Origin of the sequence: uncultured Psychroserpens sp., from assembly GCF_947492715.1 — a bacterium.
In the GTDB taxonomy this organism is placed as follows: Bacteria; Bacteroidota; Bacteroidia; order Flavobacteriales; family Flavobacteriaceae; genus Psychroserpens.
The window spans coordinates 155,281-172,848 of record NZ_CANLNS010000003.1 but is presented as its reverse complement, the minus strand read 5'-3'; the positions used below and the strand labels follow the sequence as shown (position 1 = coordinate 172,848).

15 protein-coding genes and 1 tRNA gene are annotated in these 17,568 nt (G+C 31.2%); 10 read left to right on the top strand and 6 right to left on the bottom strand.

What is annotated here, in order from left to right; genetic code table 11:
- Positions 1-200: 200 nt before the first annotated feature.
- A complete protein-coding gene (locus tag Q0787_RS10130; protein ID WP_298902464.1) occupies positions 201-1,547 on the top strand; it encodes a sigma-54 dependent transcriptional regulator in 1,347 nt (448 codons plus the stop codon).
- A complete protein-coding gene (locus Q0787_RS10125) occupies positions 1,537-2,880 on the top strand; it encodes a PAS domain-containing sensor histidine kinase (RefSeq protein WP_298902463.1) in 1,344 nt (447 codons plus the stop codon). The genes Q0787_RS10130 and Q0787_RS10125 overlap by 11 nt, the downstream gene beginning before the upstream one ends.
- A 584-nt stretch (positions 2,881-3,464) precedes the next feature.
- On the opposite strand, the gene Q0787_RS10120 is transcribed toward Q0787_RS10125, so the two are convergent.
- Together Q0787_RS10120 and Q0787_RS10115 are read right to left on the bottom strand one after the other, a co-directional pair.
- Positions 3,465-3,854: a hypothetical protein gene (locus Q0787_RS10120; RefSeq protein WP_298902461.1), complete on the bottom strand. Its 390-nt coding sequence runs from the start codon at positions 3,852-3,854 to the stop codon at positions 3,465-3,467.
- 178 nt (positions 3,855-4,032) lie between these two features.
- Entirely contained in the window at positions 4,033-5,139 is a 1,107-nt protein-coding gene (locus Q0787_RS10115) for a hypothetical protein (protein WP_298902459.1), read from the bottom strand.
- A gap of 120 nt (positions 5,140-5,259) precedes the next feature.
- Between Q0787_RS10115 and Q0787_RS10110 the strand changes: the two genes are divergently transcribed.
- The 3 genes from Q0787_RS10110 to Q0787_RS10100 all read left to right on the top strand — a co-directional run bounded on the left by Q0787_RS10110 (position 5,260) and on the right by Q0787_RS10100 (position 8,764).
- Positions 5,260-6,522 (top strand): hypothetical protein, encoded by a 1,263-nt coding sequence (locus tag Q0787_RS10110; RefSeq protein WP_298902457.1) that lies wholly within the window; start codon positions 5,260-5,262, stop codon positions 6,520-6,522.
- Positions 6,523-6,886: 364 nt separating this feature from the next.
- Positions 6,887-8,203, top strand: coding sequence for a phage integrase SAM-like domain-containing protein (locus Q0787_RS10105; RefSeq protein ID WP_298902455.1), 1,317 nt, complete (start codon positions 6,887-6,889; stop codon positions 8,201-8,203).
- 195 nt (positions 8,204-8,398) lie between these two features.
- Positions 8,399-8,764 carry a hypothetical protein gene (locus Q0787_RS10100; protein ID WP_298902454.1) on the top strand — a complete coding sequence of 122 codons (366 nt, stop codon included), beginning with the start codon at positions 8,399-8,401 and terminating at the stop codon, positions 8,762-8,764.
- A 527-nt stretch (positions 8,765-9,291) separates the two neighbouring features.
- On the opposite strand, the gene Q0787_RS10095 is transcribed toward Q0787_RS10100, so the two are convergent.
- Complete coding sequence (locus Q0787_RS10095) at positions 9,292-9,684, bottom strand: hypothetical protein (protein WP_298902452.1); 393 nt, start codon at positions 9,682-9,684, stop codon at positions 9,292-9,294.
- Between the two features lie 75 nt (positions 9,685-9,759).
- Between Q0787_RS10095 and Q0787_RS10090 the strand changes: the two genes are divergently transcribed.
- The 5 genes from Q0787_RS10090 to Q0787_RS10070 all read left to right on the top strand — a co-directional run bounded on the left by Q0787_RS10090 (position 9,760) and on the right by Q0787_RS10070 (position 15,924).
- Positions 9,760-10,029, top strand: a complete 270-nt coding sequence (locus Q0787_RS10090) for a helix-turn-helix transcriptional regulator (protein ID WP_298902451.1) — start codon at positions 9,760-9,762, stop codon at positions 10,027-10,029.
- A gap of 185 nt (positions 10,030-10,214) precedes the next feature.
- On the top strand, positions 10,215-11,519 hold the full coding sequence (locus tag Q0787_RS10085; protein WP_298902450.1) for a hypothetical protein: 1,305 nt from the start codon (positions 10,215-10,217) through the stop codon (positions 11,517-11,519).
- A 7-nt stretch (positions 11,520-11,526) separates the two neighbouring features.
- On the top strand, positions 11,527-13,998 hold the full coding sequence (locus Q0787_RS10080; protein WP_298902449.1) for an ATP-binding protein: 2,472 nt from the start codon (positions 11,527-11,529) through the stop codon (positions 13,996-13,998).
- 2 nt (positions 13,999-14,000) lie between these two features.
- Positions 14,001-15,749, top strand: coding sequence for a hypothetical protein (locus tag Q0787_RS10075; RefSeq protein ID WP_298902448.1), 1,749 nt, complete (start codon positions 14,001-14,003; stop codon positions 15,747-15,749).
- A 10-nt stretch (positions 15,750-15,759) separates the two neighbouring features.
- Positions 15,760-15,924: a hypothetical protein gene (locus tag Q0787_RS10070; protein ID WP_298902447.1), complete on the top strand. Its 165-nt coding sequence runs from the start codon at positions 15,760-15,762 to the stop codon at positions 15,922-15,924.
- A 210-nt stretch (positions 15,925-16,134) separates the two neighbouring features.
- Here the strand turns inward: Q0787_RS10070 and Q0787_RS10065 are convergent.
- The 3 genes from Q0787_RS10065 to Q0787_RS10055 form a co-directional block, all read right to left on the bottom strand.
- A tRNA-Met gene (locus Q0787_RS10065) sits at positions 16,135-16,207 on the bottom strand.
- Positions 16,208-16,321: 114 nt separating this feature from the next.
- Complete coding sequence (locus Q0787_RS10060; RefSeq protein WP_298902446.1) at positions 16,322-17,236, bottom strand: Two component regulator three Y domain protein; 915 nt, start codon at positions 17,234-17,236, stop codon at positions 16,322-16,324.
- Between the two features lie 141 nt (positions 17,237-17,377).
- Complete coding sequence (locus Q0787_RS10055; protein ID WP_298902445.1) at positions 17,378-17,560, bottom strand: CPXCG motif-containing cysteine-rich protein; 183 nt, start codon at positions 17,558-17,560, stop codon at positions 17,378-17,380.
- Positions 17,561-17,568: the final 8 nt, after the last annotated feature.

Sequence of the window (17,568 nt, the reverse complement as noted above, 5' to 3'; positions counted from 1 at the left end):
TTTTTTTATATGATTAATATATAGTGAAGATAATGCCAAACATCTACAGCTTTGATTATCAATATTTTACTATTTTAAAGAATTATTAAAGTGTTCGGTTTTGATACACTTTATGTTCGGAAATGAACATATTTTTACTTCGGAATATTTTTGGTTTTTGAGCCTTTCGAAGCTGAATATAATATTGTAATATTGTATACATGGTATTAAAAGAAGCTACAATATTAGTTATTGATGACGATGCAGATGTCTTAACAGCATTGCGCCTTTTATTAAAACCGCTTGTAAAAAGTGTTGTCACCGAAAAAAACCCAAGCAATATTAATGCGCAAATAGAGCGTACAGGTTTTGATGTAATAATCTTAGACATGAACTTCAATGGCTTGGTAAACACAGGTAACGAGGGCATTTTTTGGTTGAATGAAATCCGAAATGAAAGACCAGAAACAGCTGTTATACTTATGACAGCCTACGCAGATATAGACTTAGCTATAAGAGGGCTTAAAGAAGGTGCTTCAGATTTTTTAATGAAGCCATGGAAGAATGAAAAAGTCATTGAAACCATAACAACCATTCTTGAAAAGAAAAAATCTAAAACTACACAAAAGAAACACCTTAACTCTAGCTTAGATATTATTGGAGAAAGTGATGTTATGGAGGATGTTTTTGTTAAGTTAAAAAAAGTAGCACCAACCGATGCGAATGTGTTAGTGTTAGGCGAAAACGGAACAGGTAAAGACTTGATTGCAAGGGCACTTCATGATAATTCTAAAAGGAAAAATAAACCCTTTGTAAAAGTAGATGTTGGAGCACTCACATCTACACTTTTTGAAAGTGAATTATTTGGCTATAAGAAAGGTGCTTTCACAGATGCTAGGGAAGATAGAAAAGGACGTTTTGAAGCTGCAAATGGTGGCACTTTATTCTTAGATGAAATTGGCAATATTAGCTTAGGGCAACAAGTTAGACTCTTAACTGTTCTACAAAACAGACAAGTTACACCATTAGGTTCTAATGAGTCGATTCCTGTTGATATTAGGTTAATTTGTGCTACAAACATAGATCCCTCAGTATTGGCAGATGAAAAAAAATTCAGGAAGGATTTAATCTATAGAATAAACACTGTTGATATTATTGTTCCTCCACTGAGAGAACGTGGTAAAGACATTACCGAATTGTCACGTCATTTTGTTTCATTATATGCCGAAAAGTATAATAAAACACCTTTTACTTTTGATCCTGGTTTTATTTCAAAACTAAAAAAGCATGACTTCCCAGGTAATGTGAGAGAACTTCAATATGTGCTTGAACGCGCTGTTATTATGACAGATGGCAGCGTACTAAAACCAGAAGATTTGGTATTTTCATCTATTGAACGCTCTGCAACCAAAAGTAAATCAGCAACTAGCTTAAACTTAGATGATATAGAAAAAAATGCCATTCTCACGGTGTTGGAGAAAAACAAAGGAAACGTTTCTAAATCTGCAAAAGAACTTGGTATTACAAGAGCCGCTTTATATAGACGACTAGACAAGTATGAACTTTAAAGGTTATATTCTCAGATTATTTTTTAGAATACTAATTCTTGTTAGTGGAATTCTTGCTTTGGGCTATGTTATCTATAAAGACAAAACAACCTATGCTGTAATTATAGGTATTGTACTGCTCTATTTTATCATTAACACTTATACATTCGTAAAACGACGATTTGTAGTGATGGATGATTTTTTTGAAGCCGTTAAGTATCGCGATTTTTCGAGATGGTTTCCAGAAGATAGAGGACCAAAAGACATTCGGTTTTTATATACAGGGTTTAACGAAATTAATAGAACCATAAAAGAAATCAACTCTAAAAATCAAGCGCAATACGTTTATCTGCAAAAGATTTTAGAAATGGTAGACATAGGTATTATAGCCTATAATTTGGAGACGGGCGATGTACTTTGGAGTAATGAGTCATTTGGAGAAATTCTTGATGTTCCTTCTTTTAAAAACATTCGTTTCGTAGAAAACAGAAAACCCAAATTATACAATACCATTTTTGAAACCTATCATAAGGAATCGAGCTCTATTTCTATTGCATTACAAAACGAGCATATTAAAATTTTGATTTCAGATACTGTTTTTCAGGTAGATGATGATGCTTTTAAGTTAGTTGTTATTCAAAATATAGATCGTACTTTAAACAAGAATGAATCAGAATCTTGGAAAAAATTATTGAGTGTAATGACGCATGAAATCATGAATTCTATTGCGCCTATTTCATCTCTTGCCGATACACTTCAAAGAAATTTACAACTGGCTATTGAGAATCCGCAAACATCTCATTTAGAATTAGAAGATCTTAATGCTGGTATAAAAACCATAAAAAACCGAAGTGAAGGCCTTTTGAAATTCGCTAAAACCTATAGAAGCTTAAGTAAAGTGACGAAGCTCAACTTACAAAAAGTTAAAATTAAAGAGTTATTTGACAATATTGAGTTACTAATGGCGCCTTCTATTCAAGCAAAGGATATTGACGTTGAATTTAAAATCTCAGGCCCAAAACTATCATTAGATATTGATACGCATCTCATCGAACAAGTATTAATTAATCTCATATTGAACGCTGTTGATGCATGTAAAAACAAGAAAGACGCTAAAATCAAAATCCTAGCCGAACAAAATCAAAACAGAGAGATTGTTATTAAAGTCTACGACAACGGTTCTGGAATACCATCGGATATTTTAGAAAATATATTTGTTCCCTTTTTTACTAGCAAAACTACAGGTAGTGGCATTGGACTAAGCCTTTGTAAGCAAATAATGCTACTACATAACGGAAGAATTGTGGTAAAGAGCGTAGAAGGCGAAGGTTCTGTATTTAGCTTAGTGTTTTAGTTATATATTATAAAATAAGAACTCCCAGTAGTTAAAAAACCATATGTGACTTAACATCAATAGCATAAAAAAGACAGCATAAATGTTCTTTATGCTTATTTGTTTTTCACTTTTAATGAACTTAAAAACATAATATGGAAATATTAGTGCTAAAAGGGCGGAAACATGCGGCAATAGCAGGGCAAAATTCAAAGATAGAGGAACCTTATAGTGGGTTGTAACGTCAATAATATCTAGTAGAATGAATAGTAATAAGAAAAAGACAACAATAGTTGAAGCTAGATAGAATGCTATTTTTCTCAATTTCGTTTCTTCCTTAGAAGCCTTCTCTTTTCTCTTTAAGACATAATATATTATGGTCACTAATGACATCAAACTAATTAAACAAAATAGACCTAAATGCAAGTATTCATGGTCTAAACCTTTCATTTTCAGAAAAGCTCTTTCACCTATTAACACATATTTTGGACTTTGTTTCTTATTGGTTTTGAAAGCAATGACATCACCAGATTCACTTCGAAATATCTCATCTTTATAATGGTAATAGGTAGCCCCATTTTCCAATACCAAAGCGTTCTTATTCGTTACTGAAATCCTAATGCCTTCTCCAGGAAATTATCTATTTTTTCAATATTTTTAAAAGCACTGCGCGTGTTTAAATACCGACCAGCATACTTCGATAAATCAATATCTGGTTGTTTATCGTTTTGCTTAACAGGTAGCACATTTTCATATTCTAGATGTAATATGTTTTTATTGACTACATCAATAACAGACTGCGTTGGTCCGTATCCATAATTACCATTAAACGTAAATAAAAAACCAAGGTTTAATTCTGGGTACAGGTAAAGAGCACTGTAAAATCCTTTGAAATGACCATTACTAAAAAGTACTTTGGGGTTAGTATCATATACCGAAAAGCCAAAACTTCTCCCCATCATAACTGGATGGTTTCTAACCTGTGTTGTTAGCATTTTTTGCAATAAGGATGGTGTTACAATAACATTTCCTTTATAGTTTCCGTGGTTCAACAGCATCAATAAAAAATGCACAGTATCTTGATAGTTCTTATCATTCTAGTCTAAAATGTAATATGACAACCTGCCTTGATATTAGCCATAACTGCATCATGAAATCTGTTTCATTTCGGTATTATTTAATGATTTTAATCCCCTTTTTATTCTTAAAACGACCCGTAATTAGCCATCCTCCAAAATCTTCGGATACAGCCATTAAAAGTTCATTTTCTCCTTTCTTAAGAGGCAAATAGATAGCATCAAACAAGCCAATAGTTCCTAAGTAGCGATAATCACGAGATCTATATTTATTTGTGCCCTTATAAATAGGGATTCCATTTAAAATAGCAACCACGCGATCACTATATCCGAACTCAAATAACTTTAATTGGTCGCTGTCGGAATGGATAATCACTCTTGCCAAGACTGTGTTCCCAGGTGTTCCATCATAAAGATGTACTTTTCTGGCAATATTCGCTGCAATACCTTCTTCAATTTGAATTGTTCCGATCCATGTTCTTGATGCCAGTGCCGATTTCAAAAGGGATAGATCATTAACACTTTTTTCTTCAAACATGTCTGATATTTCCCATTCTGGAATTAAATCCTCAACTGTTTTTTCTTTGATAGGCTTGAAATCTACAATTTCAATGGCATTCGGATCTATTTTAACATTAGCAATATGTTGAGCTCCTTCGCGTCCACCCGCTTGAATTCTAATTCCTCCGGTTTTAGGCTCATGATACAAGTACCATGAGTGATGCGGCGTTTCAGAATGATCTAGATACACTTGAGCTCTGTTATCATTTATTACCAATTTAACATGAGTCCAGTCATCAAATTTATAAGTATATGGAAACGAATACTTTGGTCCGAAATAAAGTTGAAAAGAGGTAATATTATTAGTTGTTGGAGCCGCTTGGTTAGCATCTTCCTTTCCTGATAAGTGTGGTCTTAATAAAAACTTCTCGGAGTCGCGTTCTTGTGTTCTAAAACTAATTCCGGGAAATGATTGAAAACGCTTAAGATGAACATCAAACTCTATCGTACCATTTAAAAATTTGATATCATTTAATGTCATACTACCTTGTAAATAAATGGCATCATCACCTAGATTTTTCTCAAAAAGATGTTTACCTCTTATGGTCCAAGTTGTCGTATCTAAGGGAATGTTATTCTGTGCTACACTAATGTTTACTGCAACAATTAGTATCATGCCTGTAATGATATGTTTGATTTTCATAGTTTAAAAATTTAAATTTCATTAAAGCTCTAACATTCTAATCTTAAGCCTAAAACAAGTTGGTTCAAAACCGTTCAATGTTGTACAACTCGTAATTTTTTGTGACTTTTGTCTTATATCATGAGTACTTATAAAAACCACGCGCTTGTTAAAAAATGCCTACTTCGAATAGAAGAAAAACTAGGTTGGGGAGATGCTACCGAATGGCACAGTGATGTATTTATAGAACTAAGTGAAGTTATTCAGGAAAAAACAAATGTATTGTTGAGTCCTACAACCCTTAAACGTGTTTGGGGAAAAGTAAACTACACGAATGCTCCCAGCATTAGTACCCTTAATACCTTATCTCAATTTGCAGGATATTTAAATTGGAGAGACTTTAAAAATAAGGTTGAAGATCAACAAACTTCGAAGACGTACAAATTTGAAAAAGACCAAAAAAAGATTTTCGCTTATGCGGCTATTATTGCATTGGTATTTATTTCTCTCTTTTCGGTTATAAACGGTGTTAGTGATAAACTGGAGGATTTTGATTTTTCTGCACTAGAATTTGAAAGCCGACCTATTGTTAAAGGTTTACCGAACTCGGTTGTTTTTGACTTCAATTTAAAAGGATTAGATTCTGATAGTATTTATATTCAGCAGTATTGGGATGTTACCAAAACCATAAAACTTGAGCCTAATCAGTCTCAGGCCACAGGGCAATATTACTATCCTGGATATTTTAGGGCAAAGTTGTTGGTTGAAGGCGACATTAAAAAAGAGCACGACCTGTTTATAAAAAGTGAAGGTTGGTTAGGTACTATTGATTACGAACCGATTCCAAAATATTTTAAAACATCTGAAATTATTGGTACACATTTGAAACTTCCAGATTTTGCCTTGCTTGATATACAAAACATGGAAAACCCTGTCCAATCTTCTTTTCATCTCGTTGATGATTTCGGAGAAATTTCTGGTGATAATTTCCTATTAGAAACTGCATTTAGAAATAGTTACAAAGACAAATGGGCTGTTTGTCAAACCACTAAAATTGTCATTTTAGGAACCAAAGGCGCTATGATAATTCCATTTTCGATTCCCGGTTGCGTCTCAGATATAAACGTTCTTTTAAATGATGTTTATCTTAATGGCAAACAGCATGATCTCTCTGCTTTTGGTACAGATTTATCGGATTTTAAAGACATCCAAATACAAACAGAAAACAAAACAGTAAAAGTGATCATTGATGGCGAAACCCGATTTATGAAGCGCTATAACGTTTCCATTGGTCATCTTGTTGGTATACGCTTTAGGTTTTTAGGTGCAGGTGAAGTGGATTATTTAAAGCTCACAGACAGTTCAAATAAGATTTTAGTTGATACTGATTTTAAGTCTAAATAACATCCAAGTCAGTTTACATTCTAAATATTATACACCTTTTTGATATTTCAATTTTATAAAGTAAACTTTATAAAATCTCATTTACAAAACAAGCCAAATACTTTCGTATTTGGCTTGTTGTAGCGGGAACTGGTCTACAAAAACTGAAACACTACAAAACTTAATAAAACTAACAATTGTTTTAAAACACCTTTAAAAATAACACTTAACATAACATTTATCCAATTTACGACACCAATTAAAACATAAAAGTTTCAATCTGTTTTCGTATTTTTGGGAAGATTTTGGGAAGATTTTGAAGAACTTCGGCACACTACTTGCTTCAAATTATCTAAAGAAATTACTAATTAAACCCTTTAAGATTATGGCAAGTATTGCAATTTTATCAAAAACAAAAAAAGACCCTGTTAACCTTTACATTAGATTCAATGTGAAAATCAACAACGAAAGGAAAGACCTTTTCACAAAGACTAATATCCTAATTAACAATAAATGGTGGTCAAACAAAAAACAACGATTCAATTCTGTTGCAGAAAAATTCCCAATGAAAGAATTGAGAACAAGGATTACCAATCTCAAAGACTTCGTAAGAGAAGAATTTAATCAATCATATTCAGAAGGAGAAACCATAGACAAAATATGGTTAGATGAGACCGTTAAAAAATTCAACAAACAACTCAATGAAGGAGAAGCCAAATATAAAGTCTACTTTGTAGAGTTTGTAAGAAAGTTTATTGAAGATTCCAAAAACAGAATTAATAACGACACTGGTAGAGTTATTAGCCACAAGACTATTCAAAAGTATGGCACAACTTTGACAAGATTAGAAGAGTTTGAAGAGAAACAAGGAAGAAGACTGCGACATAAAGATATAAATCTTGACTTTCATTCTGCATTTGTCAGCTTTTTAAAAATAGATGGTCTTTACGGCAATACTACCATCGAAAAATATATCGCCCAAATCAAAACATTTTGCAGAAGTGCCGAAGCCAAAGGATACCCAGTTAATCCAGAATACAAAAGCAAAAACTTTACGTTTAAGAGAAGAAAGCCACTAGACCCATATTTAAACGAAAAGGAAATTGATGCTATTTACAATTTAAAAATCCCAGATGAAGAACTAGATAAGATAAGAGACCTATTTATTATTGGTTTGCACACAGGATTACGAATTAGTGATTTAAGAGATTCTAAGCGTTTTAAAATAGTTGGTGATAACATTGTAATAACTAGTACTCAAAAAACAACTAAACCTGCTATAATACCTATTCATCCTTATGTAAAGAAAACATTAGAGAAAAGAGATGGACAACCTCCTTTATTTAGCATCACACCACAGTCATTAGAAATTAAATTCAATGAAAAAATAAAAGAGATTTGTTTTAAGGCAGGTATTACTCAAATAATCTTAGGCGACAAAAAAGACAAAGAAACTAAAAGAGATATTAGAGGATTATACCCCAAATATCAATTAGTAAGTTCACATATTTGCAGAAGGTCTTTTGTTACTAATCACTATGGAAGAATACCCAATCAAACTATAATTGCTATCACAACTCACGCCTCAGAAAAACAGCTACTTGATTACGTAAAGATTTCAAATGACAGTCACATAGAAGCTGTAAGAGAATTATGGAAACAGGAAGAACTTCAAAAGTCTTCAATGAAAATAGTTTCTTAACTATACTATGTGTTTTGGCACAAAAATTGTTACTTACTTAATTGAAATCTGCATACTTATTTATTGGTATATTATGGCTTTAAAGTCAATCTAAGATTTCATACAGCAACAAATTCAGATTTAATTAGACAGCTTATCAAAAAACTTGATAAGCTTAATTTATTAATGGTGTTTACACCCTAAATTTTATACTGTATGGAAGCATTACCTGCAAAACTATTTATTGAAGAGTCAAAAATAGACTTAAATCAAATTGCCAACCTAGTAATTAATCACATTACCGAGAGCGTATCAAAAAACATAATCTATAGTGTTAAAGAGTTATTAGAAAACCATTTCCCTAAACAAGAAGAAAAAATCGAGTATTACACTCAAAAAGAAGCGATGGATAGATTAAAAATTAGTCGAAGCACTTTTTTTCAAAGAGAAAGAAGAGGAATTATCGAGAGAGATGGATGGAATGGAAGAAGACCACTATACTCGATAAAACAGATAGAAAATCTTCTTAATGACCCAGAGTACATAGGGACATACAATTTTAATAAACCCTTAAATGAATAACTATAAAATTTAATAGTCATTATTATTGATTATTCCACGTACATCATAGATTTTGACCAATTCAACTAATGCTATTGAGTAGTTAATCTTTGTATTCAGTAAAATCTTGAAAAAAAAAGCCTATAGTAGTTCTTTATAACTGTCTCTTAGTTAATCTTCGTTTAATTCTTTATAACCTGAATTTGATTGACCACCTAATCATTGTCTATAGCTTAAAAGGGTTTAAGTAAAAATAAATATTTGATTTGACTTTTCCAAAAACATAAAATTCTATATTATTTGTTTTTTACAAACTACTGATTAACAGATGCTTATTTGATAATAAAATTTATTATAATTCTTTAAAATCTATAAACGAATAACTAATTACGTTTTTTTGAAAATCTTTTGTACATCATAAACAAAGGGTCAGAGTACTTAGTTCTTTTTGACAAGACTTGCGTTTTCGAAATAAACACTCCTGTCTTTTGATTTTCTTCTTTATTGTCTGATTTCATTTTAATGGATTTAGCTAAGAGATTTACTATTTAAGAGGTTAGTTTAATCTTATACTTTTTATTTAGAAAGAACAATACTATCAATATCAAGCTAAAGACTAAAGGATAAATAACATCTGAGGCAAGTCCTCTTAGATAATAAGGTAGTTTATTATTATAGGAATGAAACTTACCTCCTTTAAATACTGTATCAGTATAAGTATAACCACTACCATCTCTCCATATTGTATTCCCAAAAGGAGTGTGAAAATTAATTGTCAATATATCAATCTGATTTACAGGAAGGTTTTTCCCATTAGTATTAGCGTGATATTTAAAATCTCCGAAATGCTCAATTATGAAAGTTAGGAGAAATGGAATAAATATCAGGATTACCATTGACTTTACATCTAGCTTCTTAATTCTAATTTCTTTTTGTCCCATAATAAGTAAGAGTTTAAACAGGGTTGACATTTATGTTTACCCTTGATGCTAATATAACAAGTATCATTGACATAAATGTCAAGTTCACAAAAGAAAAATATTACACTAAGTCAAAAGGAATTAAAATATTTCCAAAAGCAATTCGGCTCTAAAGTAAAAGAAACTAGAGAAGGTTTGGAGTTATCTCAATTAGATATTGCCTCTCGCCTTAATGTAGAAAAAACAAGTATCTCCAGAATAGAGAATGGAAGAGTTAATTTCACCCTTTCTACTGCTGCAAAATTGGCTAAAGTTCTTGAAGTTGAATTAAGCTCACTTTTCGACTTTCCTTCTAAATATGAATAAAGAGACCCCTCTCTAAAACACGGCTTTTTTTAACTCTTCCTAGCTTGATTTAGAAACGAGCAAAACCACTCATATAAACATATAAGGAAAATGCAAAAAAACGAAACCTGCTTTATAAATATATTTTTGGTTCACATCATTGCATTTTGTACCTTTAGAGGTTAAATCATCATACTTTAAAATGAATGAATGAAACTATTCTAAATTCTCTATCTAATATACATAGCGATGTTCTTAACGGCACATATTACAACAATAGAGATTTTGCTAGAAAAATTTTAAACTATCCTGCAATGATGGTTCCCTCAGTTCAAGAATCCATCATTAAAACTTTGATAAATGATATGCCAGAAGGTGTATCAATGATTGACCCATTTATGGGTGCGTCCAACGCCTTAACAACGGGTATGAGATATGGCGCAAGTGTTTTTGGTCAAGATATTAATCCTCTATCAGTACTAATTAGTCAAGTCAAAACAAGTGTTTATGAATATTCCCTAAAAAATAGTTTTTTAGAATTAAAAGGAAGAATAAATAGAAGTCGCTCATCAAAAATAGATGTAAGCTTTAAGAACATTGATAAGTGGTTTAAAAAAGAAGTTCAAGTTCAGTTATCGCAGATTAGAAGAGCCATTTTAAGGGAAGAGAATTTGAAGTTTCGAAAATTCTTTTGGGTTGCACTAGCAGAAGCAATTAGATTAAATAGTAATGACCGAACTTCTACCTTTAAAATGCACATTCGAACTCAGGAGGAAATACAAAAACGAAAATTAAATCCTATTGAATCTTTTTTTAAAATTTGTGAAAGAAGTGTAGAAGATATTTTAAATGTTAGACAAGAGTTAGAAAATAAGGACTTGGTTATTAATAATAGCTATAAGCACACTGCTTCTGTGAAATGGGGAGATTCAAAAAAATCTATCAACTCTGATGACCAGTTTAGACTACTTATAACCTCACCTCCTTATGGTGATAATCAAACAACCGTTACCTATGGTCAGTTCTCATACCTTCCTCTACAATGGATTCCAATAAAAGAAATTAGTGACGAAATCTCAATTGATTATTTGTCAGTTATACAGCAAATAGACACTCAAAGTTTAGGGGGGAATCTTCCAAAAGATTTTAAGAAAATAGAGGAAAAGATGTTTAACAAATCTAATTCCTTAAAAAGATTTTTTGATGGTTTTTCAATTGATGAAAGGAAAAAGGCTAAAAAAGTTATTTCTTTTATCAATGATTTAGATATAACACTTGACAATATATTACCCAAAATGGGTGAAAATTCATATCAAGCTTGGACTATCGGAAATAGAAATGTCAATAATAAAGTAGTTCAAAATGATAAAATACTCATTGAATTACTTGAATCTAAGGGAATTGATTTATTTATTGACTTAGAGCGTGATATATTAAGTAAAAGAATGCCTGGTCGAAATAATTTCTCAAATACAATGGATAAAGAGAAAATATTAATCTTTAAGACGTAATTGAGGAATGAGTAATGAATATAAATTTGACATAACTCCGCATATTGTTAAACAACTTGGAGAAGAGTTAGTTCCAGATGAAGTGACAGCTCTTATGGAATTGATTAAAAATTCTTATGATGCTGACTCATCTTATGTTTCGATTGAAATAAACTCTACCGATGAATATTCATCTGACGAATTATTTTACTCAGGAAAAAAAGGTTACATAGTTGTAGAGGATGATGGGGATGGTATGGATGAATCAACCATAATTAATTCCTGGCTTGTGATTTCTGCATCCACTAAAAGAAGCTTTAAAAAATTAGGTAAAAAAACAAAAAAGAAACGCACTCCACTCGGAGATAAAGGATTAGGTAGATTAAGCACCCAAAGACTTGCAGATGTTTGTGAATTATACACAAAAAAAGAAAATAATAACGGAATACACGTAGGTTTTAATTGGAAGGATTTTGAAACAACGTCCACCCTAAGTAAAGTTACAGTTCAGAATGAGTCTTTCAAAATTAACAATAAAGGAACAAAAATTGTCCTTTCAGGTTTAAGAGATAATTCAGTATGGAAAGGTACAAATCTTGAAAGATTCAAAGCTCAAATAATACAATTGATTTCTCCATATAAGGAGAATAATAAGCACCCTTTCAATGTTTATTTAAAGTTGAATAATGAAAATATTGACCTAGAAAAAACTCAATTAGCTTTAAATGAATTAGCCATAGCGAGTTATTCGTTCGAATTTAAAGAAAGTAAACTAACTATAAAGGGAGATACCAAACTTGAAAAGTTTCTTGGTCAAAATTTAAAAAGGGAAGACTACTACGAATATCTCTTACCAGATAATGGAGCAAAATTTGCAGAGTATCTTTTATCGAAAAAGGGTAGAGAATACATTAAAAAATCTAAAAATGAAAAGTTTATTTTTTCATTTGAGAAATCTTTTCATCTGAATGAAATACCAGAACTACACTATTTAGATGGAGATATTGCCAACCCAGGCAACTTCAAAGGGAAATTGAATGACTATTTATTAGACAAATGGCTAGAAGGAGACGAAAGTATAAAAAATGTTTTTGATGGAATAAAGAATTACAAAGCATTTGCTCTCAACCAATTAGGAGTTAAAATATATAGGAATGGATTTGCTGTTTTACCTTATGGCTTTGAAAATAGTCGAGATTGGTTAAAATTGGGAGATGACAAAACTACTGGCAAGTCATTTTATTCGTTAAGACCAGGAAATGTGATTGGCTATTTCTTAATTGATGAAGGAGTAAATAAAAATTTAACTGACAAAACTGATAGACAGGGATTCATTACGAATCCTTATTCTGACAATTTTGTACTACTTGCTTATTTTATAAGAGATAGGATAAACTCTTACTTAAACGATGTTCGAAGAGACTATAATTCATTTATAAGAGAGTTTAAAACTGAAAAGAGTTCTATAAAGACACAATCACAGGCTGTTCAAACAGGAAAATCAATTGCTCAGGAAGCAAAAGAAAATATTGAAGAGAGCAAAAAAGCAGAAAAAGGTCTTAGCAATACAAAAAGTGAATTAACAAAAATACACAAGGAAAATTCTTCCTCTAGCCTTTTATCCACTCCAGAAACAGCTAAAATTGCTAAATCAATTGAGTTAATACTCGCTGATATAGATAAAGCAGAATCTGCATTAAAAAAGGCAAATTCGATAATTAGCAAAACAGAAAAAATAGAGGATGTGATAAACATTCTTGAACCGAAAATTGAAATCTTAGAAGAACAATTAGAAAATTTTGCTGAATTAGCAAGTTTAGGTTTAACAGCAGAGGCTGTTAGTCACGAGTTTGCAACTATTGCAGAACGACTTAATGAAAGGTCGATGTTTTACAGTAAAAAACTTAAAAACAACAACCTAACTGACTCTGATATTTTTGTATTAATTGAATACATTAATTCAACTGTAAATGGCTTAAAGGTTCAACTAAAACATTTAGACCCATCATTAAAATACAACAAAGAAAAAAGAGATTCATTTAAATTGAGTCAGTATTTTAAGGAAGAAGAAGAATATTACAATAATCGCTTCTCAACAAAAAACATAAAATTTAGTGTTGAAGTGATAGAAGATTTCTTAATAAGAATTAATAAAGGTAAACTAACACAAGTCATAGATAATTTATTAAACAATTCTGAATACTGGCTAAATGAAAAGCAATTAAAAGAATCTCAATTTAAGGCTGAAATCCGAATCAAGATAAGTAAGCCCTGGGTTTCAATAAGTGACAACGGATATGGAGTTTCAAATTCAATTGAAAACCAAGTATTTGAACCTTTCGCTACTATGAAACCAAAAGCTAAAGGAAGAGGGTTAGGTCTTTTTATTACTCAACAATTGTTAGACTCATCAGGTTGTTCGATTGTATTGGAACCGAAAAGAAATGAATTTAGTAATAAGTATATCTTTTCCCTTAACCTTAATAACGTTAGTGAATAAATATGGAGGAAACAGAAAAAGCTATTAACTCTATTAAAAGCCTGCTTAAAAAAGAAAATATAAAGAAAATACTTTATGTTGATGATAAATTTGACACCAATGAGCAAAAGCAGTTTTTCATAGGTCAAATGAAAGCTGTTAAGTTTAGTGGTAATCCTCCTAGTGCAACAGATTATCCTGAATTTTCTAATATAAAGTGGACTTCTCCTGACCCAGTATTCGAAACGCAAATAAATGAATATTGGAAAAATAATGACCAGACTATTTCATTGCAAAGAATATGCTCATATATAGATAATGATATTAGTTCCAATATAATACCTGCTTTGGAAATTAAACAAGTTTTAGGTGATATTGTAGAACTATTTACACCTGACGAATGGGTTGCTAAACATAAAGATGAATTAGAAAGTTTAGAGGATGGTGAAAAGCATTTATGTTTATTTGACTTTGAGTTTGAAAATTGGTCTGGTAAAAATGGTGAATCTAACGGAGTTCATTTGGCAAAACTAATAATAGAGAGCGATTTTAATGAGAAGGTTTGCTGTGGCATCTTCTCACATAAATATAGTATAGAAGATGAAGACGAAACTAGATTTACTTATTCTTCAACTTACGATGTTGATGCTAAATTATTTTATACTATTTCAAAGAAGAGATTTGCATTTGACCCACAACTTGCAGCTTTTGCCGAAGGGATAAAGAATATTATATCACTTAAATACATTGAAGACCTAAAAGACAAATCAATATCAATTTTAGAAAATAGCTTTACAGAAGCAATTGAAGAACTGAAATCACTATCGCCAAAGACTTTTAATCTAATAGTTCAGAAAGCATCAGTACACGAAGGTATTTGGGAAGCTAATTCATTGTTTAGATTGCATAAGATTCTTCAAAATTATTCCAATTACAAGCTTTTTACAGATGATGCAACTAAAAGTTCTTTTGAAACTTCAATGTCTAAAATTAGAGATTTAGACTTTGAGGAAACTGGTTATCAATTCCCTCACAAAGACCAGAATGCAATAGCTATACACAAAAGAGAGGTATATTATGAAAAAGACATCATAAACAAATTATATTTTCCAATTTCAAACGGAGATATATTTCAGATTGGTCAAAAAAAATATATTCTACTTTCTCAACCCTGTAATCTTGCTATTAGAAAAAGTGGAAAAAGAAATTATGATTACAATAAAGCCTTTATAGTTCCTCTAGTAGATAAATCAAGAGAAGATAAAGAATTATCTACTGTAAGATATTGCAAGCTAAGAAGTATATCTCCAGAAACAAGAACTTATGCCGATTTCCCTAATTTTAAAACAGTTTCCTTAGATATTATGGACTTATGTGTATTTAATGATGATGGGATAGCTAAAATGGATTTAAGCATTACTGAGATAAGTAATCCTTTAATACATTTTCCCTTAATTAAAAGATATACCAAAATTCATTCGGTTTTCAAAAAGCAGGGTAATGCTTATGTAGCTTTTAATGATATTAAAGCGCAATTACCAACGGAATTAAAAGGAAGTGTTGATAAATTGACCCCGTTTTTCAAAACACCTGAATGTATTAAGGAACTAAAATTAGGAGGGAGAAACATTTTTAACACTCAAAATAAGTCATTTGATTTCGGTATTCAGAGAATCAAAAACTACAAAGAACCTTATTCGACAGATTTACTTCAAAATTTTATGCAATACTTATCTAGGAATGACTTTGACGTAGATTTCTCACAATTTTAATTTTGCTACTATGGAATTAACAGGAAAAGACATAAGTGATATACTAGAAGCTCTCAGCTACAGAAAAAGAGCATTTGAGGAGTACGAGGACTATCCTTCTAAAGAATTTCAAAAAGAAAGAATTGCAGAAGTAGATGTTCTAATCCAAAAAGTGCGTAATCTTAGAAATAGATAAATCGAATAACCTCCCATTTGCAAAGCCCCTACCCAACTATCTTTTTATAGGTGCACCCCCATTAAAATTTAGGAATGAATTTTCTCTGACACCTAATAAAAAACTTTATTAGAAAACTCTAACATTCCTGTTTTGGGAAGATTTTGGGAAGATTTTAGAATCAAAAAACCCTAACTACTTTAATTATAAGTAATTAGGGTGTTTTAGTAGTAGCGGGAACTGGACTCGAACCAGTGACCTTCGGGTTATGAGCCCGACGAGCTACCTACTGCTCTATCCCGCGATATTGGACTGCAAATATACAACCCTTTTTTATTCCTACAATAATAATCTTAAAAAAATAACTCCCAACATATAAATGTTGAGAGCTACTTACTAATTTAAAACTCTATGTTAATTAATTATCGTCTTCATCTTCATCTAAGGTTACAATAACACCATCTGATTTCATACTTACAAAATCAAATTGTTGAAGATTTGGTAGTTGCTTTTTCAATTGCACTAGCTCTCCTTTAAAATCATTATTTCCTATTAATAATACTTTTAAATTCGTTAAACTAGCCATGTCTGTTGGCAAGTTGCCGTAAAATGCATTGTCTGATAAAACTAACTCTTCTAAACTAGCTAGGCTGCAAATTGATTTAGGCAACATTCCGAAGAAATTATTATCAAATACACTTAATATTTTTAAATCTTTAGCATTAGAAATGCTAGATGGTAATTTACCAGATAACTTATTACTACTTAGCATCATTTTCTTTAAGCTCACCAAACCACCAATTGTACTTGGTAATTCTCCACTCAATTGATTACTATACAACTCTAAGGTACTTAAGTTTGATAATTGTCCGATACTAGCAGGAATTTCCCCATCAATAGTATTCATAAACAATTTTAATTTTCTCAAAGATTCTAAATCACCAATTTCATTTGGTAATGGTGCATTAAGCATATTAAATGCAATATTTAAAGTCTCAAGAGATTTTAAGTTTTTAATAGATACTGGAATTGCTCCTGTAAGTTTATTTCTAAAAAAATTGATATGTTTTAGGTGAATTAGGTCACCAAGTGATTCTGGAAGTTTTCCTCTTAATCCATTAAATTCTAGATTTAGGGCGATCACTTTGTCGTCTTTAACAACAACACCATGCCAAGTTTTAACTGGGGCATCAAGGTTCCAAGTGGTTCTCCAAAGAGGTCCGTTTGTTGAGGCATATAAATCTTTTAAAGCCTCTTTTTCTTTTGTTGAAATGCTACCAAAGGACAATAAGGTAACAAGACACATTAACAATGTTATTCTAGCGGTTTTCATAATAGTAGATTTGTTTTGGGCAACAATTTCTACTACGAAAGTAACCGAATATCGGTTGAAATACAATTATTTTCGATGAAATACACTTTTCTTTAACAATGCATTTGTTAAGTCTTTGTATATCAGTGATTTACAAAACAGCTATTGCTCTATGTTTTGTGCTTCAAAACCCGTTATTTCCTGATTTTCAGTAGTTATTTGTACTTGAATTGGATTACAACATACTTCACAATCTTCTATATATCGCTGTTGAGATTGCGACACATCAATAAGCATTGAGATGGATTCCCAACAATATGGACATTGAAAAAACTGCTCTACCATATTTAGAG

Excerpts from the sequence above, each read along its gene's own strand:
- Q0787_RS10130 (WP_298902464.1), top strand. The coding sequence starts at position 201 with ATGGTATTAAAAGAAGCTACAATATTAGTTATTGATGACGATGCAGAT.
- Q0787_RS10125 (WP_298902463.1), top strand. The coding sequence starts at position 1,537 with ATGAACTTTAAAGGTTATATTCTCAGATTATTTTTTAGAATACTAATT.
- Q0787_RS10120 (WP_298902461.1), bottom strand. The coding sequence starts at position 3,854 with ATGCTAACAACACAGGTTAGAAACCATCCAGTTATGATGGGGAGAAGT.
- Q0787_RS10115 (WP_298902459.1), bottom strand. The coding sequence starts at position 5,139 with ATGAAAATCAAACATATCATTACAGGCATGATACTAATTGTTGCAGTA.
- Q0787_RS10110 (WP_298902457.1), top strand. The coding sequence starts at position 5,260 with ATGAGTACTTATAAAAACCACGCGCTTGTTAAAAAATGCCTACTTCGA.
- Q0787_RS10105 (WP_298902455.1), top strand. The coding sequence starts at position 6,887 with ATGGCAAGTATTGCAATTTTATCAAAAACAAAAAAAGACCCTGTTAAC.
- Q0787_RS10100 (WP_298902454.1), top strand. The coding sequence starts at position 8,399 with ATGGAAGCATTACCTGCAAAACTATTTATTGAAGAGTCAAAAATAGAC.
- Q0787_RS10095 (WP_298902452.1), bottom strand. The coding sequence starts at position 9,684 with ATGGGACAAAAAGAAATTAGAATTAAGAAGCTAGATGTAAAGTCAATG.
- Q0787_RS10090 (WP_298902451.1), top strand. The coding sequence starts at position 9,760 with ATGTCAAGTTCACAAAAGAAAAATATTACACTAAGTCAAAAGGAATTA.
- Q0787_RS10085 (WP_298902450.1), top strand. The coding sequence starts at position 10,215 with ATGAATGAAACTATTCTAAATTCTCTATCTAATATACATAGCGATGTT.
- Q0787_RS10080 (WP_298902449.1), top strand. The coding sequence starts at position 11,527 with ATGAGTAATGAATATAAATTTGACATAACTCCGCATATTGTTAAACAA.
- Q0787_RS10075 (WP_298902448.1), top strand. The coding sequence starts at position 14,001 with ATGGAGGAAACAGAAAAAGCTATTAACTCTATTAAAAGCCTGCTTAAA.
- Q0787_RS10070 (WP_298902447.1), top strand. The coding sequence starts at position 15,760 with ATGGAATTAACAGGAAAAGACATAAGTGATATACTAGAAGCTCTCAGC.
- Q0787_RS10060 (WP_298902446.1), bottom strand. The coding sequence starts at position 17,236 with ATGAAAACCGCTAGAATAACATTGTTAATGTGTCTTGTTACCTTATTG.
- Q0787_RS10055 (WP_298902445.1), bottom strand. The coding sequence starts at position 17,560 with ATGGTAGAGCAGTTTTTTCAATGTCCATATTGTTGGGAATCCATCTCA.